This is a genomic window from uncultured Erythrobacter sp., from assembly GCF_947492365.1.
Lineage (GTDB): Bacteria > Pseudomonadota > Alphaproteobacteria > Sphingomonadales > Sphingomonadaceae > Erythrobacter.
Map to the genome: position 1 here is coordinate 722,501 of NZ_CANLMB010000002.1, position 22,161 is coordinate 744,661.

Below are 22,161 nucleotides of genomic sequence, written 5' to 3' on the forward strand. Positions count from 1 at the left end.
CAATCGGAAACAGCACTTCAGGGTGTTGTTATCCTGAGCCGGCTCACGCCCCTCGCGGCCCATTGGGTCGACGAAGGACAGGTGTGGGCCTGTAGCTCAGTTGGTTAGAGCGCACCCCTGATAAGGGTGAGGTCAGAAGTTCAAATCTTCTCAGGCCCACCATTTTATTACCTAAGGGGCCTTAGCTCAGCTGGGAGAGCACCTGCTTTGCAAGCAGGGGGTCATCGGTTCGATCCCGATAGGCTCCACCAGGTATTTCCGATTGTTTGAAAAGAAAGAGATCCGGCTTCGGCCGGTCAGGCGGATTGCCGCCGACATTTGACATTGTGAATGGGTTTTTAAATCGATGCCGTGGCGGTATCGTCGCAAAGGTTCGGGCCTTCGGGCCCGAGATCTGTACGCGATCGATATCATCACAAAATCAATCAAATTGATTATCTGGCTGAGATAATTCCTCCGCATCATCGCGAAGACGAACAGGACTTTATGCAGACCTGTCGTTGATGGTGTGGATTCTCAAGCGTGAGGTAAGAGCATTTGGTGGATGCCTTGGCATGTACAGGCGAAGAAGGACGTGGCACGCTGCGATAAGCGTGGGGGAGCTGTGAGCAAGCTTTGATCCCGCGATTTCCGAATGGGGAAACCCACCTTCACCATTTCTTTCATTCTCTCTTCGGAGAGGCTGAGAGAGGTGGATAAGGTATCACCTTAGTGAATATATAGCTTTGGTGAAGCAAACCCGGGGAACTGAAACATCTCAGTACCCGGAGGAAAAGACATCAACCGAGATTCCCGTAGTAGTGGCGAGCGAACCGGGACCAGGCCAGTGCCTTTTCTATTATTAGCAGAACTCTCTGGAAAGTGAGACCATAGTGGGTGATAGTCCCGTATGCGAAAAGACTAGAAAAGGACTTGAGTAGGGCGGAACACGTGAAATTCTGTCTGAACATGGGGGGACCACCCTCCAAGCCTAAATACTCGTACATGACCGATAGCGAACACAGTACCGTGAGGGAAAGGTGAAAAGCACCCCGATTAGGGGAGTGAAACAGTACCTGAAACCGGATGCTTACAAGCAGTTGGAGCCCCATAGGGGGTGACAGCGTACCTCTTGCATAATGGGTCAGTGACTTAATCTAGCATGCGAGCTTAAGCCGTTAGGTGTAGGCGAAGCGAAAGCGAGTCTGAATAGGGCGACTGAGTATGTTGGATTAGACCCGAACCCCGGCGATCTAGGCATGACCAGGTTGAAGGTGCAGTAACATGCACTGGAGGACCGAACCGTTTAATGTTGAAAAATTATCGGATGAGTTGTGTTTAGGGGTGAAAGGCCAATCAAGCCGGGAAATAGCTGGTTCTCCGCGAAATCTATTGAGGTAGAGCGTCAGATTTTTGCCATTGGGGGTAGAGCACTGGATGGGCTAGGGCTGCGCGAGCGGTACCAAACCTAACCAAACTCCGAATACCAATGAGTCTAGTCTGGCAGACAGACGGCGGGTGCTAAGGTCCGTCGTCAAAAGGGAAACAGCCCTAACCTACAGCTAAGGTCCCCAAGTCATATCTAAGTGGGAAAGCATGTGGGAATCCCAAAACAACCAGGAGGTTGGCTTAGAAGCAGCCATCCTTTAAAGAAAGCGTAACAGCTCACTGGTCTAAATAAGGGTTCCTGCGGCGAAGATGTAACGGGGCTAAAGATATGCACCGAAGCTTAGGGTTGCAGTTTACTGCAGCGGTAGCGGAGCGTTCCGTAAGTGGTTGAAGCCGAAGGGTAACCGACGGTGGACATATCGGAAGTGCGAATGCTGACATGAGTAGCGATAAAGAGGGTTAGATGCCCTCTCGCCGAAAGACCAAGGGTTCCTGTTCAATGCTAATCAGAGCAGGGTAAGCCGGCCCCTAAGACGAGCCCGAAGGGGGTAGTCGATGGGAACCACGTTAATATTCGTGGGCCTGAAGATGTGTGACGGATGGCGGAAGTAGTGTGTCCTTATTGGATTGGGCATGCTGCCAAGTCGTTCCAGGAAATAGCCTCTTCATATAGACCGTACCCGAAACCGACACAGGTGGTCAGGTAGAGTATACCAAGGCGCTTGAGAGAAGTATCCTGAAGGAACTCGGCAAATTGCCTCCGTACCTTCGGAAGAAGGAGGCCCTGATTCGAGGCAACTCTTATCAGGGGGCACAGGCCAGGGGGTAGCGACTGTTTATCAAAAACACAGGACTCTGCTAAGTCGGCTTCAAGACGACGTATAGGGTCTGACGCCTGCCCGGTGCTTGAAGGTTAAGAGGAGGAGTGCAAGCTCCGAATTGAAGCCCAAGTAAACGGCGGCCGTAACTATAACGGTCCTAAGGTAGCGAAATTCCTTGTCGGGTAAGTTCCGACCTGCACGAATGGCGTAACGACTTCCCCACTGTCTCCAGGATATGCTCAGCGAAATTGAATTCTCCGTGAAGATGCGGAGTACCCGCGGTTAGACGGAAAGACCCCGTGCACCTTTACTGCAGCTTTAGAGTGGCATTAGGAAAGAACTGTGTAGAATAGGTGGGAGGCTTTGAAACTTGGGCGCCAGTCCGAGTGGAGCCAACCTGTGAAATACCACCCTGTTGTTTTCTGATGTCTAACCTAGGTCCGTTATCCGGACCAGGGACCCTCTATGGCGGGTAGTTTGACTGGGGCGGTCGCCTCCTAAAGAGTAACGGAGGCGCGCGATGGTAGGCTCAGGCCGGTTGGAAACCGGCTGCGAGAGTGCAATGGCATAAGCCTGCCTGACTGCGAGACTGACGAGTCGAGCAGAGACGAAAGTCGGTCATAGTGATCCGGTGGTCCCTCGTGGAAGGGCCATCGCTCAACGGATAAAAGGTACGCCGGGGATAACAGGCTGATGATTCCCAAGAGCTCATATCGACGGAATCGTTTGGCACCTCGATGTCGGCTCATCACATCCTGGGGCTGGAGCAGGTCCCAAGGGTTTGGCTGTTCGCCAATTAAAGTGGTACGTGAGCTGGGTTCAGAACGTCGCGAGACAGTTTGGTCCCTATCTGCCGTGGGCGTCGATACTTGAAAGGAGTTGCCCCTAGTACGAGAGGACCGGGGTGAACATACCTCTGGTGTACCAGTCATTCCGCCAGGAGTGCCGCTGGGTAGCTATGTATGGACGGGATAACCGCTGAAAGCATCTAAGCGGGAAGCCTCCCTTGAGATTAGGTATCTTCGAACCGTCATAGACCATGACGTTGATAGGCTGGGTGTGGAAGCGCGGTAACGTGTGAAGCTAACCAGTCCTAATAGTTCTGTTCGCGCTTGAGAGTTCGCACTGTCAATGACAGGTCTGAATAGACCCGTCTGCGATGGAGGAGTTCTCCAGCCAGATACGCCCAATAACTTGCGCTTGCTCTGATTGAGGGCGGTGCACATCGATTTAAAACCCTCGCTTTTCGCTGGCTTCATTGCTTGGTGGTCATAGCGTCTGTGACCCACCCGATCCCATCTCGAACTCGGCCGTGAAACCGGATAGCGCCGATGGTACTATGTCTTAAGGCATGGAAGAGTAGGTCGCCGCCAGGCATTGTAGCCAGCGAAGCGCGAGGGAAACCCATTCACAGTCAAAGCCTGTCCTGAGCGTCTGCTCAAGGCAGCCGAAGGGGGCTAGCCTTAAGAGGTTGGCCCTTTTGGCGTCTCTGGACTTTGCGTCCCGAACGCCTAGCTAGGTAGCGCGGGATGGAGCAGTCCGGTAGCTCGTCAGGCTCATAACCTGAAGGTCGTTGGTTCAAATCCAACTCCCGCAACCAGCCAAATTCATTCAATCATGCAAAAAAGGCCTCGCTGTATCCAGCGAGGCCTTTTTTGCGTTTGAACTCAAGGCAGGCGGAAGCAGGATGCTTATATTTCCGCCATCCGACGGCGATTGTGCCGTTCAAGGGCAAGCTGGAGATTGATGCTTCGCGCTCTCTCGACACGCTGATCGAGTTTCCTGTTGCCACCGACCCCACCCCTGCCACGATCCATCTGGACACGTTTCTCCGGGTGATCGATCTGTTGTTGCAGGCGTACCAGATCAATGGAGGCAGCGAGGGCGTCAACAGTCTGATCGAATTGCTTTAAATGATCACAAACGTTCACGCGGAGGGTGATAATCACCTGGCGCGACGCCCCTCGACTTCGAGCTCGAAGTATCTTGCCACCTACAGATCCGTCTTCAAGCCATGCTCATTCGAGACTAAGCCTTAACCCGCCCGGCGGTTTGCCAGCCTCCGTTCGAACTCAACGCTCGTGGCATAGCGTCCTTTCGCGTCGCCAGTGACCCGAACGCAAGGGCGACACAAGTTTCGGAACATTCGGGCGCCCTACTTGACGACCGGTTTGACCCATTCGGCCAGGCTACGTGGAACGTGGCTCCCGCCGTCGGGCGCGATTTTCTGGACAACGAAGTGGACAGTGCGTTTCGGTTTCTCAACTCGCTCGGCGAACTCGTGCTGCTCTACGAAGTGTGTCAGGCGCTGACACGAAAGGAACTGAGAGCGTCCCGACATTAGATCGCGCGGGTCGAGGAGGTCGAAGCTATCCGGACGGGGAGCGTACACGAACAACGGACAGGTAACGCCCGACTCTTTTCCGACGACCATCTTGAGCAGCGAGTAATCGCTGCGGTTGGCCGGGACTATGTCGCTTCCCACGACTTCGAAAGACATGGGTTCGTCCTCGCGGCCACCGGTAGCAGAATCCACTGCGACGGTGAGATCGAGCCTGTCGCCAACCACTAACTTCAAAAGAGAAGGGGGGCTGACCGATTGCAGCGAGGCACAATCGATCAACACCGCGCACAATGTGTCGTCCACTCGCCAACCTTGGATGGGCTTCAACGGGATCCGGTCAGGAGGGACCGTTCCATCCTGTTTGCGGAATAAGGTAACCTGCACCTCTAAATCTTCCGCGCCTCCATCGTCAGGCGCGCGCCTGTACCAGACTAGCGTTGCGTTATCCGAGGGGTTGAGCTTGTCGCGATCCGCTGCGACCAAGCCGGTTGGCGAAACGCGTGAACGAAAGGACAGGATCTCGTTGAACGCTGGATCCTCAAAATTCACGTACAAGGGCAGTTCCAACGAACTTGCGAGGCTCGCGGTTACCGGCAGATTCAATCGGACTATGCGCGTCACCCGCTCGTAGGCGGAACCCGGCCCAGCGCGCGGGACAGCCAGATTGAAGCGCATTTCCAGCTGGCATTGTGTCGAATACTCCAACCCGCCCAACCATGCGCGGAAGTCTGATCCGAGCTCTAGTATGAATTCTTGTCCACTGCCGGTTGTAGCGGGCAAGACTTTTGAGAGAGAAAACGTTCGTCCATCTGCGACCGCGAAGGCATCCTTGAGAATCCACCTTTGGCCTTCGGGCACGGGGGTTTCCGGTAACACCTTGATCGTGATGCGGTCCGACATCGAGCGCGACAGAACGCCGTCGACTGGCTCGACAACCGATCCTTTCCACATCGCGGTGCTGAACGGCTCTCTTCCGAGTGCGGGCTGGTTGGCGCGCGAAATCGGAGCCTTGGCTCGCTCCCCGTAAAGGAAGAAGGTAGGCGCGGTCTCCATCGCCATGTTGCGAGGATTGAACTGGTTGGCGGCTACACGGTCACTGGTGCCGATCTGAGGGGGACGCGGAAGCCGCGCGTGGAACGCCATCTCGCCCGTGGGAAGCGGCGGAACCGACCGTCGTTTCTCTTTGACCACTCCAACCGACAGTCCGAGACGTTTGGAGGACACAGCGCCCGCACGGCCCGAAACATCACGCTCGAGCCAATTGTCAGGAGCAAAGTATTGCTCACCCTGTGATGGCTCACTCGGCCAGCCTTCAAGCAGACCGCTGGTGGCAGCACTGGGAGTAAGCCCCGGTGCCGCTGCGGCAGCGCCCTCCTTGGACAGTTTCGAAGTGAGCCTCTGATCTGCGTTGAACTCTGCGGCCGGTCGGAAGGCAGTGCCTTGACGGCTGGTCAGCGCGAAATTGGCGCTCTCACCGAAAGTCTGGGCCAAATCGTTCTCGCCATCCTGACGCTCGATCGACCATTGCCGCTCAAGTGCATGCGCCGCAACGGTAGGAGCGATGGGATCGAGCTCGCTTCTCTCGCTCGATGGCCGGAAAGACAGGTCGAGCGCGCGGGCGCTGGTCGCCCGGTAACCGCCGCTCAATGTTTCGACCCCGGCGCTTCCTGAGACCGAGCGACGCGCATCGGTCCGGACCGGAGCAGGGATCGACCACGGGCCCTCGAAATGATTAGCGCGTCGCATGGCCTCGACCGGGCGACTTTCCGCGGCATAGCTGTGTTTACCGGTCGCGCTGCTCGACACCGATATCGCAGCCCGTTCGGAATTTGTGTTGTAAAGGAAGAGGGAATCGAGCCACGCGTCGTAGTCCTTGTGGTGTTTATGAATGGTCGTGCCGATGACATCGGAAAACGCCACAATGCGTTCTTTGTGCGCGTCGAGGCCGAGCACTCGGGCGCGTTCACCCCTGTCGGTCCGTATCGCCGAACCCGGCGCGAGCAGGCCGATTTTGGCAAGCTGATCGACAATGTGCCTACGATAGTCAGTCCACGTCGCGGAGGTGCCGGCCTTCCATGACTTGGGAAGTGAAAGCGTGACGGCCTCAACTCGCGATCCAGGTACGAAGTCTTTGGCGATCATTTCGAGTTTTTCGTCGCTGCCGATCGGCTGAAAAACCAGCTCCGCGCCCTCGTCCAGACCTAGCGCGCGTTCTACCCAACCCGAAACACCCAGAGCAGAACCGATGGCTTCCGTCACACGGGTCCGCGGGGCAACCAGGGCTGCTGTGGTGACCGGAGGAAGGGTCGCTGCAAAGCCCGAGAGAGTCCTGGTCGAACCACCACCTAGCGATCTCTCCGCCTCGATACGGACCAGTTTCGAAGTGCCTCTGGCTGGATCGAAGAGTACGAGTTTGGACTTCAGCTTGGCGCTGCCCGAGCGCGAAGATAACTCGATCTTGTCGAGCGTGGCGAAAGTCAGGTCGGTGTTGAGCGTGTGGGTGATGTGAGCGGGGACCTGCACCGTTTCACCAAAGGACGAAACCCTGCTTCCTGAAAAGTCGACTGTCGCCCGATGCGTAACACCGGCTCCGTCTTCGGTTTCCAGAGGGGCGAGCGCACCCTCAAGGCGCGCCGAAAGTCCTTTGTCGCCATCATTGCCCAGGCGCAGAACTGCATCTTGAGCCTTGCTGAAGCGGCACTCGGCATCCATAAATACCGCCCCCAAAGGCAGCGAAGCTTCGGTGGTTCCAGGCAGCAATACAGCCGCCAACGCGCCCTTGCAGCCGGCCGGTTCTAGTGTGCCAAGCCACGTGTCTGACGCGGTCCCGCCATTCTGCCACCTCGCGTCCCACGCAACGCACAGGACATGTCGACGCAATACGACGATTGGATCGAGGTCTTCCCAATGGTTCGTCGTGGTCGCAGTACGCCGCGTGTTTATCCCGGCATCGTCAGTCTTAATGGTGAGTTTGAGCTTTTCGGGATTGGGGTAGGCCGGATGGAAGACCCCGCCCGATAGAATCGCACGGGCCGTCGGTTTATCATTCTTCGCCCCGGTCGCCACCTCCGTCAGCGTGACTGAGAAGGAGTATGCGAGCGTAAGCCAAACATTGGACCGCTCAATCGCCAGATCTGCGCGCACAAGTGAAAGCTTGTTTTCCGTCCCTCCCGGGGGCGGCTGCACCTGTAATTCAAACTTCATTCCGGTCCCGCCAACGGCCCCATTGATGACTAGCGCCGCTTTCTTGGGAGTCCCGAAGTGGTCATAATGAAGGAAGGCATCGGTGATCGTTGCCTCCGGCTTTGCCTGACTGGCATCGATTGTGCAGGACAGGATAGCAGGTGCCGCCGCACGATATCGCTCGACATCGGAGCGACAGCCGACACGCGGAAGACTCACCGGAACCGCAGGACTTTCGAGCGGCAGATCGAGCGAAACCGTGCTGCATTCGATCCATGCCGACCACAGCCACCCGGTGGCCTGTCTCGCTTCGATCACCAGAACTACCGTTCCACCGTCGTCGTTCAACTGTGGAAGAAATTCGCCCCCGCGTAGTAAGCCCAGACGCCCTTCGATCTTCCAGGTGAGCGGCTGACCCTTCGCATAGGCGAGTTCGGCGCTGCGCAGCGGTTCGAAATAGAGCCCGCCCTGCCACGGAACCAGCGGGTGCCCGCTGTCTGAGCTGGAATGGGCCAACCACCACAATCCTCCCGACTGATCGGAGGCGTCGATATCGTTCCAGTTCTCCGCTGCTGCCTCTGACGCTTCACCGCTCACTAGGTTTGCAAAATGGAAACGCATCCCGTTGAAGTGGCTGTGCTCATCGTCGATCGTTTGTTCGGCCCTTAGGCTGCAGAGGTGCTTCTTATCCTCCGCGAGCTCGCGGACCCAAATCGGTCCGTCCACTTTGGCTCCGTTGAGTGTCCGCCCCATCTGATCGATTAGGCCTACTTCGGCTGTGATGTCCGCTGTGCCGAACAGGTACTCCTTGTCGTCGAGTTTCCCGTTGATACCGAGCAGGTCCGATGTGCTTGGCAGCCCGTCAAAGACCAACGTGCGGTCATCGGCGCGCTCGATCTGGATTTGTCCAATACGCTTCAGCTCATTGCCGGTGTCCGCCAAAACAATGTTCAGGTCGAACGATACATTCGCCACCGGGAAACCGGAGAAGTCTTCAGTAAGCTTCAGCTCACCATCCGTTTTCGACACCAGATACCGCCGGTCGGCAGCGGCAAGCGCCGCTTGGCGATCGAGTTTGCGCCACGCGCTTGCGATGTGAGCCGGGCCGTTGTCGGAAGTGGGGGCGAATATCCCTTGGTCGATGGCTCCTGCATTAGCCGTATCGTTATCCTCTGCACGCTCCGCCAAAGTGGCAAGCGCATGTGCGCCGTCGCGCCAGGCAAGGTCATGGCGAAGCTCGTACGACCAAGCCATCTGCTCGTCAGGAACTTCGGGTGCCGTCGGCCAGAAACCAGCCGTTGCCGAGATCCGGGCGTGGTCCGACGAACCTGCATCAATCTGGGGAAAGACCGACAGGCTCGGGAGCGACAAGGACGCCATCCCAAGCTCGCTCACCCAACAATTCGTGTCCAACGCGCATTCGAATCTGACTGTATCGTGATTGTGTTCAAGTGCTGCCGAAATGCGATCCATCCGCAGACTGTTCTTGAATCGGATAACGAATTTACGTTCGTCGCCAACACCTTGGAATGGCAGCAGTTCGCGCTCGTCTGCCGGTTCGCTAGCCGCCTTTCCTGAGCGAGCGAGAGCCAAGTTTTGCATCATCGGAGCATTCGAGTGACGGGTCCAGAGCCAGGGCTGGATCGAATCCAAATCTTTGGCTGTCGGCGAGTGACCCTTGAGATCGACGTCGAGATCGATTGCATCGGCAAACGACGGCGTTTCGGTTTCTGACTGTGAAGCCAGTACTTCGAAACCCCGGATCAACATGCGCGCGCGCACGAACCGCGCATTGTCTACATCTTCGACCTTACGCGCATACTCCCACATGTCTCGCTCGACCCCGCGCAAGAGGCCAGGCGAATAGGCCGCGACCGACTGCGCCCTCAAGGCGCGCTCGGCAGTTCCGGGTAGCAAGCGCGAAGGAGTTTGTCGGAAAGGTGTGACCATGAGTGCGCCGTCAAGCGAGATCGAGGCGCCTTCGATCGTCACCTTGGCCTCACTGACTGACCAGTGCTCCACCCCGTCAGTGGTCGTTTCGCGTGCCAAGGTCAGTTCGAAATTTCCGTTGCGCCCATTGGTGGCGCTCAATGACCAAGCGCGTTCGTGCGCGCGAAAGTTGGCTGTGCCGGGCTTGTTGCCGATGGTGATCCCACCGCTCACTGTTTTGTCGGTGGCAGCGCGCGTATCGCCGTCATTCTTCTCCGCTCCAACGTGCGATAGCAAAATGTCGAGGCCTGCAAGCGTTGCATCGGGAAATGCGAAGTGAAGCCAACCGTTGTCGGTCGGTGCGAAAGTCCAGATCGCTCCAACCGGGTCATCGGTAATCTCCCCAGAAGGTTGAGCGCGCGCAGGCATGCCTGCACTGCTGCGCAGCGAATGGGCGGTTTCTATCAGCGGAATTGCAAGTTCGACCGGGTTTCCTTCTCCCTTCGCGCTGACCAGCGCGAGACTCTCGATAGTGGCGGAATTGGCACCGAAGCGATATTCGACATTAGTCTCGGCAGCGGCGTCGGCTGCGTCCAACCCACCCACCGAGGCGTGAGACTTGATCACCACGGTTCCTTCCTCGGAGCGTATGGTGATGCCAAGTCCCGTGACATTGTAGCTGGCCGAACCCTCATCTTGCGAACCGGAAGGGGCGAGCCGGATGTTCAGACAGTCGGCTCCGAGGTCGAGGGCACCACTTTCCGAACGTTTGAGATTGCCGATCTTCGCACTGGCCGGATAATCCTTCGATCTGAGCTCGACTTCATCGTATTCACCCCGCCAGAAGAACCGAGCGGGATCGACGGGTGTTGCTGCCGAAACATCAAGCCAGTTCAGGGAAGATCCGAGCCTACTGGCGAAGATTGCACTGAGTTCTGCTGCGGCATCGTGCCACTGCGCGATTAGGGAGGGTTCCTGAGATCCGGTACTGCTGGAGTTCCCCGGAAGGGCCGGGTCTAGGCACAATTCCAGTCCGCCGATCAGCTCGCCATTGCCCTCGTTCTGGCCCGGTGATGGCCGAGTGGTGGCCTTGAACCAGCCTTTGAGGGGAGGGGCTTTTCCGCTCCGCCAGGGCACTTTGATCGCCGCGAAGAAACAGAAGCCATCAGGGTAGAGGAAGATTGAAAGATAGTCGTCCGATGCATCTTGCGTGCTTTCGAACAGGCCCAGTTCTTTGCAGAACCGCTTAAGCATCGCTTTCCGGCCTGTCTTCCATCTTGCGTGGCGGGTTGAGAACGGTACCTCGATACGGCCTTGCACAAGCTGGAACAGATTTGGGTTGTTATTCTGTCCGAGAATTATTTGCTGCACCAGCAATGCGGTATGCGACCCGACGGGTTGACCACCGCTCGATTCGTTCTGCTGAACCGGATACATCTTCTTATCGGATTGTTCATCGTAGAGATCGCAGGCGAACACGTTCTGGTCCCATGGGCCATGCTGACCATTGTTTGCCTTCGGGCTTAGTGCTGCGAACTCAGTGGGTTTGAATCGGCGATGCGGGTTTGGATCATCCGAATTCTCGATCTCGCCCCCGATTGCGAACGACCAATGCGTGCCGAACAGTCTGTAAATGGGAACTCTCTCAGGGCGATAGAACAAGGGAACGACGCGTTTGCCCCCGAAACCCGCTTTGTTGTGCGGCCAAGCTTTGCTATCCGAAGATCGCTTCTTGTAAAGATGCGGGAATAGCGCTCGCTGGACTTGCTTGGTCATGATCCGCTCCTCCCCCAGAGGCTGCGCTTTTCGCCCCCCTTTTGTACCCACGCGACAAGCGGGCGCTCAGCCAGCGCAGCGGTGTCGCGCGCGGCCTTGATTGATGTCCAGAATGCAGCGGCGGCGATACCGGCTTGCTCGGAGCGAGAGAGGATATCCTCGACCTCGAGCACCGCCTGAAGTTCAACGGCCTTGTCGCACTCTGCCAGGATCCGCACGAACAGAGCAGGCCACACCTGACCGCCATATTCCGGAGCCACTGCGATCACCACCGCTTCGGCTTCCGGCGGATCGGCGACTGTGGACCAGACCGGGGTAGCGCCGCTCTGGTCCAAGACCCAGAAGCGAATTCCGGCGGCCTTCGCATCATCCCATAGCCCATCGGGGAATCCGTTCTCCGGAATCATGCGAAGCGTCGCTGCTGGGCTGGCCTCAATCGCCATGCCGAGTTGGGCCTCGAGCGGCTGACCGGGCGCGATCGCGATCTGGGGCAAGCCATGGATCGCCGCCACCGCAGCCGCTTTGCGCTCGGGATCGAGCAACAGGCGCAGCGCCGCAGCGACGTCCGCTGGCGAAAGCGCCTGACTTTCGCTGTCGACCTGCGTCAGTGGGCGCATATTCCTGATATCGAGCGCTGGAGCATCAGCCAGCTCGAGTTTCCAGTCATTCGAACCGTTTGCGGGCTTAGGCCATTCGAGCCGCGCGGCTAACGGCGAAAGCCAAGCGAGTGGGCCGGTGTTCGGCAGCGCAGCCGGTTTAAACACCGCCGCATCAGCTGGCGCAGCGGGTTCGCGCGCGAGGTGGGCACGATTGACCGAAATGCTCGCTTTCTGCGGCGCGGCTATCCGGGCGATAGTGCATACAAGCGTTACTCCCTGGTCCCACCTGTCGTCGATCACCGGTAGAGAAAGTTTGGCGCTGAACAGTTCCTTGTTCGTGGGCTCGACCGCGAATGGTTTAGGTTCTCGTTTGCTGTCGATAACGCACCGGATGGTGCAGAGCGGCGCGGACTGTCCGTTTTCGTCGATCGAGACGGTCAGCCTTGCTTCGCTGTCCGGAAGTCGCCCGAAGGATTTGGAGCTTGCTTTCTCCTCCTCGTAGTGGTCGCTGCCTTTCGCAAGGCTCTCGAAATAACGCGGAAAGCGCAGCGTTGCTACGATGGCCGGATCGCCGTTGAGCAACTGCCGTAGCAGTGTCTGGTTGGGTGCGATGGCGGCCCATTCCTTGACCCACTTACGCACATCAACCGAGAGATGGTCGAGCGCTTGCTCGGCGCGTGCGATAGCAAAAGGCGGCACTTGGCCGTCGGGGGTGTCGGCCGGGACTACAGTTCCGGATTTGGGCCGAGCAAGCTGGAGCTGTGTCGTCTCTGAATGACGGATGCCCGCACTGGCATGGTAGCGAACACTGGTTTCATAAAAATAGGGTTCGCAGCGGAACATTCGGGCGGTCGCCCCAAATCGCGCGATGGGAACGTCAAGCAGATAATCGGCGTCTGCATTGGTGAAGGACTGGCGCGTCGATACGTCGCGTTCGCGCGTGCTGGGGAACGTGGCACCATTCTCGCCCGCGATCCGCTTTGCCCACTGCGTGTGGACGAACTGGCGGGAAATCCGCAGCGTCTCACCACGATAGTCGAGCTTGCGCGCAAGCGTCACATTTGATTGCTGCGCGCGGTCTTCTGCATGAACATCAAAGGTGAGTTCGTGGAACGCTAGACCCTCATCGTTGCTGACCAGTCGCTCGGCGATCAGCTGTGGGGCTTCGACCTTGCGGATGCGCGGGAGATAATAGTGCGTAACATCGGCGGATTTGGGCAAGGATTTACGTTGATTTAGGACAACTTCAGAGGGGCGCTCAAGCTCTCCGAACAGCCGTTCATAGCGACCAATCGCCACGATATAGGTGGCCCGGGTCGAGGCCCACTGCAGCGCCAACGTGCGCGTGAATTCGAACCGCCCTTCGGCATCAGGTGCGACGACACCGACTGATCGCGACAAGGGCGCAGCAGTGGCCGTGTTGGCTGCACCGAAGCCCAAGCCAGGGTGGGTGTGGGGTGCGGCCGCGAAGAACCGTCTAGCCCAAGCACGGTAGGCCTTCGCGATCGGTTTGGATTGTGGGTCTTTGTCGGAATCGGACACGCGAGCTGCCATGAGATGGCTGTAGAACCGGCAGAACCGCTTATCGGAAATGCCGGTGTTCGGATCGGGATCGGGCACGAAGACGCCGTCCTCGGCTTTGCACGGCGCGGGATCCGCGACTTGGACCTTCCCTTCGAAGCGGCCATGCGGCCAAAGGGTGAAGTCACTTGGTTGCCCATCCTCTCTCTCGGAAAGCGGCATCTGAGTATCAGTGATCGCACCTTCGCCGACGTCGCGGAACCAGCGCTTGAAGGCACTGCTGACGACCTGAGCTGCCGACTTTTCCTCATCGACGCGACCCTTGCAGAGGATCAACAATTCGCCGCCGACCGGGCGGTCTTCGCCTTCGGGGCGGGTCTGCATTGCCTCAAACAGCGTCGCGAGCTGCTTGAGCGTGAGCCTGTTGAGATCGATTGGCTCGCGAGCACCGACCTGCTTGAGGATTTCGTCGGTGACCACCGCTCCGACGAATTCGACCGCCATTTGCGGATCAAGTTCATCGTCCTTTGGCCCACCCAGCTTGTCTGGCAGAGTTACGAGCAGATAGGTGTGGGTTGGCCGGACGATCGGTCGCAGTGAAATCTGGACCCGGTCGAGAGCGGTCTGGTCGAGCGTTCGCGTTGCATCGCCGGCCCGCGAATGGGCAGATGCCTTGAGCGGGATCTCGAGCATCAGATATTTGGCGACATCGGCAAAATCGCCGCTGAGCCGGATTGTCTGGAGCTCTTCGATTAACTCCTTTGCCGGGACCGCTGCTCCGCTATGAGTCTGTCGCGCGCTGAGTTCGATCGCTAGGCCGAGATAAGATAGTGCCCCCCATCCATAGGGATCGAGCGCAGCCGTGTTCTCTTCCATCCATTGAAGATGGCTCGCCTTGGGCTTGTCCGCCTGTCCGCGTGCAACCGAAAGTTCGGCTTGGCCAGGAAGCGCCTCGCGCAGCGCAGCGACAAGGCGCGAAAGGGACGGATGCAGGTTGTCTTGCTGGTCAACCGCTGGGGCGCGCTCAGGCCAATCGAGATCGGCGTCGACCCAAGAATGCCACGATTGCATCGGATCGGTCTGAACCGGCTGCGCTTCATCGCGCGATTTGTATTTGAGCAAGCTCGCATGCGATGGATACCAGGCTTGCCAGTCCTGAGTGACGCCCATTGTGTCGGGAAGCGCGGCGGCCACTGAGGGATCGGCCGCGTCGAGCACAGTTATTTCCTCAGCCTCTAGCGGGTAGCGCTCGCTCAGTTCTTGGCTCTGATGGATTCCGAAATCCGCGCTATCGCGTTCATCTTCGACCGCTTCCATGATGCGGAAGCCTGCAAAGGCGGTCAACGGCAAAGCGTCGGCAGGAGTGGGGCGCGGCGCATAGCCAGACCAGCGCAGGGTCACGACTCTCTCTTCGTTGTGAGCGTCGGTATAGTTCAGGGCGAATGCGCCGTCCTTGTTAACCGCAATCACCGGAACATGCCTGCTGCCCGCGTCGACTTGCGGCTTGAACAACACTGGCTGCTGACCGACTTGGGGCCATTCGAAGTGATCAAGCTGCATCTGACGCGGAGGCAGGTCCGACTTGACGGCAACGCAGTCGATCTCGGGAATTCCCGCGATCATCTTGAGCGCGACCATGCTCGAGACTGTGCAAACGGCCCGCTTCTCGACCCCATCATCGGTGCTGGCAGGCATCCACAGATTCACAGCCCGCAAGAAGATTGACCACGAGTGCCCGCCGTCGTCCCCTGCGCTCTTGGGTATTTGCAATGACATGGCAAGCTTATGCGCTTCGGTCCCTTCGACCAGCCGGGTGCCTTCGTGGTCGAGCCATTGCGGCTCAAGCGCTGCACGCTTCATGCCATCGTCGATGTCGGTGGGGAAGTTCAGCTTGTTGGGACCGTCGCCCTCAATGTGTCTGAACCGCAGGCAAAGGTCGCCGGGATTGGGAACAGAGTCGTCGCCGATGCGAATTGCGCCGTCTTCCGCTGCGCTCCCGGCCTGCGGATAATGGCCGAGCGGCACATGCCGCTTCTTGCGGAAAACGAGCTCCCAATGCGTCGTGCGAGCTATCCCGCGCGCGTCGGGATGGATCGGCTTGATCCATGAGATGTCGGCGAAGGCCTCCCCCGCATCGTTGCGCGCGAGTATCAATTCGGGGGCGTCGGGGGGCAGCGGGGTCAGGCGCGGCTCCAGATTGGCGACGATGGTGAACGCCTCACCGCGCTCGCCCGCCTGCCCGCAAGGCGTGACCACCGCCAGAACTTCGAGCAATCGCTGGCCGCCGTCGGTTTCCTCGCCGAACAATTCTCGGGTTTCGACTGTGAAGCTATAAGGCGTCTTGAGCTCGACTCCCTCGCCCAGCAAGACTGACGGCACGACATTGCGTTGCAGAATCCGGCGGTTGCTCGCTGCACTGAGCGGGAACAGTTCGACATCGTAGTGGCTGATGAAGCTCTCGACGTCATTGCCAAGGCCCTTCGCTACACTTGGCCCCGTGCTATCGCTCCATTCGAGCTTCCACGAAAGAGCCAGCGTCTGCTCGTCGAAATGGGCGATGGGCGGAGCGGCGAGCCGGATATTCGCCGCAGAGATCAGCGACTTTTTGCGGTCGACGACTGTGCGGAGGCGACCTTCCCACACTCTTGCTTCTTTTCCGCCGTAATCGAAAAACCTGATCTTGGGGGCAGTTGTGCTGGCGCGCTCCACAGTCCAGCTCGGAAGTTCGCCTTCGCACAGCAGCACCAGGCCGCTCTGCCATACGGTCGCTTTCGGAGGAGTGTCGGCGAGGTTCGCGGCGATTGGACTAGGGCCTGCGGGCCCCTGGCGTAGATAGGCATCTATATCCTCTTGAAACTGCCGTAGCACGAAACCCTGATTGCCAAGCGCGGCGTCAGTCTGGTCCGCGTTCACACGGCGTTCGGTTTCATCGAGGTCGTCCTCGCCCTCTTCCATCGTCTTCAGCAACGCGGCGTCGAACTCGTCGCTGTCGTCGAGCTGGTCACGCGAGTATCGCGGACCATTGGCGAGCCGTTTGTCGGTCAACTGTCTATCTAATTCGGCCGCGATATCGCTTGGTGGGGCCTTGAGGTCATCATTCGATCCGGCGTCGGGAAAATCGAAAGGAAAATCTTCGCTGGGTTTCGGATCCTTGGGAAGGTAGCCGCCTGCGATCATTCGTCGCAGCGAAAGACCCTTGCTTTGGTTGCCGGGCAGCTCAGATCCGTCCTCCATCTCCGGAGCGAAAGTGGCCGCGTCCTGACAGAATATGTCATGCTCCGCACCGACGATATCGACCCACTGCCGGCTCTCCGGATCGAAAGCCTTCAGATCGGCTCCTTCCTTATCCAGCCCGGAAATTGTGGCCCAAGGTCTACCCGAACCTTTCCCGTTACTCGCGGGCACCGGATAAAAGCCAAGACCTTCGGGAAGCGCGGTGTTGTTGCAGTCGCCTCTGGCGGGGGTGGGGATGATCCACAGCAGGTGGCGGTTCTCGCCCGCGTTGATCACCGCCACGCCATACGGCGCATCCGCATCGGGATCTTTGACCAGCGTTTCCGCCGACGAGTTCGGCGGTTGCAATGAACGCGTCAGGAGGGGAAGTAGCGATGCATTCCTGTCAGGCAAACCCTGGGGCGGCGCATCGGCTGGCTCAAGCATAGAGCGCATGAATTTCTGCATTTCGCCGCGCGCCTTGTCGACCGCGCCTTCATTGATCCCGACTCGCACATTGAGCCGCAGGCGGCGTCCAAAGGCCTTGATAGAGAGCGTCGCGCGCCCCTTGAACCCGAGGTTGGTCGTCCCGACTAGCCCGATCTCGAGCGCAACCAGAATTTGCAGAGAGATTGAAAAGCCGATCTTTATCGTGATCTTCACGAAGCCGGCCTTGATCCGCATCCATGCGCTGACCGAGAAGCGCACATTCACATCGAAAGAAGCGCGCGCGTAGATATTGGTGCCCTGCAGCGGCTTGCGCAGATCCTGTGCCAACATCAGCCGCGTCGAAAGCCTGAGACTCGCAGTTGCCGACACCTTCATGCCGAGGCTGCGCCCACCTGCGCGCGCGCTCAAGCCCAACGAACCTTGAGCGGAGAAATAGACCCCGTAGACCGCGTGCTCTTGTTCCAGAGCGAACAGCAATCCGCCTCGACAGGTGATCTTGAGCGGCCCTAGCTTGAGCGGGAACACCAGGCGGTCCTGCCAGCCAATCTCGCCGCGCAACCGCCCGGGTTCCGCCAGCACCGCCGATTGCCACTCGACCGGTTCGAGTATTGTCTTGATCAGCTTGGTCACTTCATCGTCGGGCGGTCCGTAATACGCGTCCTTTTCCTTTCGCGCAAAGGCGAGCAGGCGCTGTTGGCGCGGCGAGAAGCTTAGAAAACCCTTGGCGAGCGGTTGGCGCTGAACTTCCGGCTTGGTCCGGAAATCGTCGTAGGAAACCGGGAACCACAGCTTTGCGCCGGCAACGAGGCCCTTATTGTCCATCGCCGCCAGAGCTTGGAGCATGACCGAACGCATCTTCTGCTCTCGTTCCGCGTCGTATTCGTAAGGATGGGCCTGCGTTGATCCGAGCGTGAACACCCCCTCAAGACCAATCGACCAATCGGCATCGTACTTGTCTACCCAACTATCGGGTGAGGCGATGGTCTGGTGCTGGTCGAGAGCTTCGAGCAGATAACTGGTAAGTTCCGGGATCGTGTCGGGCTTCTCGCTCAACAACGGCAGCGTCATGCGATTGCCAAAGCCCAGCCCCACTTGTCGCAGATAGATCGGCAAGGGGGCCAGCTGATACGACAGCCCGCGCCCTTCAATGGCAAGGAACCAAGCGTGTTTCCATGGCTTGCCCGGAAGCCGTATGCGCATGAAGCCCATGCCCGCCGCGATGTGCGGAAAGCCTGGAATGGCGACCGAACCGAACCCCTTAAAGCCTTTCCTGAGGTCGTCGTCGAAAGTCTCGACCGAGCCCGAGATCTCAAATCCTTCAGCCGCTCGGATGGTTACAGCGAGTTTGCGGAAATCGATTTGAGGTATGTTCGAATTGTCTTTGGGCAGGCCGAGATAAAGTCGGTGGAAGTCGATTTCAGCGCTGACCACATCTCCGGCCTCAGCAAATTTGCACTGTCCGCCGATGATCAGCGCAGGCTTGTTCTGGCCGCTCTTTCCGAAATCGTGCTTTGGAGCAAAGCCGAAGGCGCGCAATTCCATCTGGAACAGGCCGAATGCAGAAAACTTCTTTGGCTTCTTCAGTTCGACGATGAGTGCGAGATTGTCGGCAAATTCGTCACTGAGCGGCGCGCGGACAAACTCGACCCGTGCGGTCTTTAGATTTTCGAGCAAGCCATCGGTGAACTCACCATCATCGGGCCGGAAGGCGGCGTCGCCGCTGATCTCGAAGAACCAGTGCCGACCCTTTTTGCCTTCGCGCAGATAGCGCAAGGAAAGATCATCGAGGTTGAACTCGTAGCGCAATTTTTCGGTCTTGATCGGCTTGTCTGGCTCTTTGAGTTTGGCAAAGCCCTCGTCGATCTGGATGGCGCGGCTCTTGGGGTGCTGCGACAAGGCAAAGCCAACCGCCAGCGGTCGCCGCGAGAGCACTTCGGGCAGGCGTCCTTCGCCGCCCATCGTCAATCTTCGTAGGCGACTGTTGACCATCAACATCCTCGCGCTTTGCAGCTCGAATGTTTCCGACAATCCCTTTAGCTTGACCGTCGCGTTCTTGAGCGCAGCATCGAGATCGATCCCGCCCGTGCCAACGCGGAAATCGTCGATCGCAAAGGCCAGCGGTTTGTCGCCGAATCCTTCATAGAGCAGCATCCCTTCAACGTCGGGTGCGATTGCAATCTCGAAGCGTCCCCCGCTCATGTCGAGTGTGAAGAACGTCGCCTTGCGCTCTTCGTTGCGTTCCGGATCCGGTTTATCCTCTTTCAGCCGGAAGAGTTGGAGAGTGAGGCCGATCAGTTCGATCCGCTCGGAGAAGTCGTATTTGTTCGCGTTTTCCGGATATTTGAATTGCTTGACCCAATAGGGCGGCGGATCAGGCGGCAAGACTTTCGACCTGATGTCGAACCTACCTCCGGCCTCGAGCGCAATCGACATGTCTGACGGATCGAACCGGAACGCGGCCAAACTCTCGACCACTTCTGGCTCATCGTCTCCGAACAGATCGAGCTCGATAGCAAGCGTGGTATTGATAGTCAGCGGCGGCAGGAAATCGTCGCCCGAACCCAGATCATCGGAGTCGTAGCAAATGCTTTCGATACGCATGCTGATCGGAAATTTCTCGTCGTCGGTAGGAGCCATGATCGACTTGAGCGTCCGCTCGATCTCGGCCCTGATCCGCAGATCCCAACCCGGCGTTGTGACCGGATTGGGCGCTTTGAAGCTTTCCGGCGGCAGCCGTAGCGGTGGTGTCATCGGGGCGGGTTTGGGTGGGCAGCCAAGGCAGTTCCACTGCTGCTCGCCGGATTTCAGCAGCGGCGGGAATGGCCGCGCGTCGCCATGGATACGGAACAGCCTGGGGCGATCACCGATTCTCCAACTTGCCACGGCCAAAGCAGCGGTCTCGCGGGTCGAACCTAACGACATCTGGAGGAAGGGCGCCTGTTTGTCGTCCTTGGAGCCGGTTGGAAGAATCTCGCGTTCATCACCGTCGCCAAGTGAAAGGTCTATCGCGGCGTAAACGAGAATTGGAACCGGGTCGTCGTCTTCCGCTTCCTCCTCCGGCTTATCGTAGATGTGAAGCAGAGAGAGCGTGGGCTGCTGCCCTGCCGGCTTATAGAACAGAACCGATCGCGAGGTTGGCTTGGCGACGCTGACTTCGAGAAACGGAAGGTCGAGTCGCAGCGCGGGATCGTCGATCGCTCGCGGCCCCTTGACAAGATCGGGAGCGACGCCGGGAAGATTGAGCACTTGCGCTCCACCCTTGGTTACCGAACAGATCGGTGCAGCCTGCGCCCGCCAATCGCCTTCAGCGGGACCTTCAGCTCTTCGCCGTTCAAGCTGCTGCAGCTCAACCCACTCCAGCCTTGCCTGGAGGTCTCGCCCGTCGGGCCCCTCGAGCTGGGCCAACTCGAGGGCGACGCGGTGGATCGTATCTCTGTCCGTATCCTCGTCCTTGGCGTCGTCGCGCAGCATGCCCGGGACCAACTCGGCCAACTTCTTGAGGATCGCGGCGTTGTTCTGGTCCCACACGATGAGCGCGTGCCCATCGGGATCGAGATGGCCGTCGACAAAGGTCAGCGCGGCGGCCTCATCGGACGCCTGCTGTTTCTTCTGGGTCTTTGCCTCGCTGTATTTTTCGACCCGGTGTAGCTGATCGTTGCGATACTTTGCCTGCCAAGCGCCTTTATCCGCAGCATTCCAGTTGTTGGGCAGGTCCTTGAACAGCAGCATGCCATCTTGAGGGGCGTGGGAAATGGCCCGTGTGAGCAGCGCGGTTTCGCGCATGTGGATGCGCAAGGCGTCGGCTTCCCACAGCGCTTTTCCCGACTTCCACAGCGAGGAGGTTAGCTTGACGTCGGCTGCTTCGAGGATGAGCTCGGGGCAGACCTCGCTCACCTGTTTGCCGGTCGCACCTCCATCATCGACCTTGCCATGCACGCCTACTCGAACCAGCCATGCAGTAGCGCTCAGTTCGAGCGCGCCGAAAGGCAGGGCGATTGCGCTCGGATCGAAAGGCGGTGCATTGCCGTTCTGCGGCCTCGGCGGGTAAACTGCGGTCAATAGTGACGCGGTGTATAGATACTCATTGTCGCTGTAACTCAGGTCGAAGCCGACATCGTCGAAATCGCACTCGAACGGTTCCTTGCCTTCACCGTCCCGCCATTCGAGGACCAGCTGCTTGGCCTGCGCGCGCAGCGGGAACGGAGCACCGGGGTTGATCGAGAGATAGGCGGTCTTGAATCGTAAACCGAAAGGCAGCTGCGCGGTGAGCGGGAAATCGAGGTTCCAGTCGGGCAAATCGGGCAGGTCGGGCAAATCGGGTACGCTATCGACCAATCGTCCCAGCCAGCCGATCAAACCTTTGAGCGAACCGGGAGTGTCGGGCAGGTCGATGATCGGGAGCGGGACCCAGCCGGTCGTGCAGGACAGAAAGTCGAGATCGAGCCGCACCAGCAGCGAACGAATGCCGAGGGCTTTCGCGCGTGCGGGTTCATAGATACTAGCAAGGCCAGTGGTCAGCGAAAGCGTCGCCTTCGCATCGGCGTTGATCTTTCCTCCGGAAAACTCTGATCCGGCGCTGGCACTCGTGGTCAGCTTCCAGTCGAGATAAAGCGCACAATAAGGCCGCTGGGGCGAATAATCTGCATCCCCGGACTTCGAGCGCAGCTCGATGCGAATGTCAGCGAGCTCCGCTTTATCGCGGTCCGGTGGCGAAAAACCCATCAGACCGTGGACCCCGAAGGCGGCTTTGTCCTCGTCAGACTTGAACGAGAAAAGGCGGCCCGCTTCGTCTACGCGGATCGCAAATTCTCTGACCGTGCTACCGCCAACTTCGAGCTTCAGCTTCGCGTCAGCTGGGTCGCTCTCGTCGATCGACATCCTGATCGGCACCTTGGCGCCGTCTTCTTCCCCGCTCGTCGCGTGTTCGAAATCGAAGATGATCAGATCGGTCATTTTC

Annotated in this window: 3 protein-coding genes, 3 tRNA genes and 2 rRNA genes; 6 read left to right on the top strand and 2 right to left on the bottom strand. The window is 58.6% G+C overall.

What is annotated here, in order from left to right; all coding sequences use genetic code 11:
• Positions 1 to 85: 85 nt before the first annotated feature.
• From Q0887_RS14720 to Q0887_RS14745, 6 genes are all read left to right on the top strand, one after another.
• Positions 86 to 162: transfer RNA gene (locus tag Q0887_RS14720), tRNA-Ile, on the top strand.
• A gap of 13 nt (positions 163 to 175) precedes the next feature.
• Positions 176 to 251: transfer RNA gene (locus Q0887_RS14725), tRNA-Ala, on the top strand.
• Between the two features lie 266 nt (positions 252 to 517).
• A 23S ribosomal RNA gene (locus Q0887_RS14730) occupies positions 518 to 3,306 on the top strand.
• A 144-nt stretch (positions 3,307 to 3,450) separates the two neighbouring features.
• Positions 3,451 to 3,565 (top strand): 5S ribosomal RNA (gene rrf / locus Q0887_RS14735).
• 147 nt (positions 3,566 to 3,712) lie between these two features.
• Positions 3,713 to 3,789: transfer RNA gene (locus tag Q0887_RS14740), tRNA-Met, on the top strand.
• A 55-nt stretch (positions 3,790 to 3,844) separates the two neighbouring features.
• Positions 3,845 to 4,102, top strand: coding sequence for a hypothetical protein (locus Q0887_RS14745; protein WP_299196657.1), 258 nt, complete (start codon positions 3,845 to 3,847; stop codon positions 4,100 to 4,102).
• A gap of 242 nt (positions 4,103 to 4,344) precedes the next feature.
• On the opposite strand, the gene Q0887_RS14750 is transcribed toward Q0887_RS14745, so the two are convergent.
• Positions 4,345 to 11,421, bottom strand: a complete 7,077-nt coding sequence (locus tag Q0887_RS14750) for a hypothetical protein (protein WP_299196658.1) — start codon at positions 11,419 to 11,421, stop codon at positions 4,345 to 4,347.
• The gene (locus Q0887_RS14755; protein WP_299196660.1) at positions 11,418 to 22,157 is read right to left on the bottom strand and encodes a hypothetical protein; all 10,740 of its coding nucleotides are present in this window, start codon (positions 22,155 to 22,157) and stop codon (positions 11,418 to 11,420) included. The genes Q0887_RS14750 and Q0887_RS14755 overlap by 4 nt, the downstream gene beginning before the upstream one ends.
• Positions 22,158 to 22,161 lie beyond the last annotated feature (4 nt).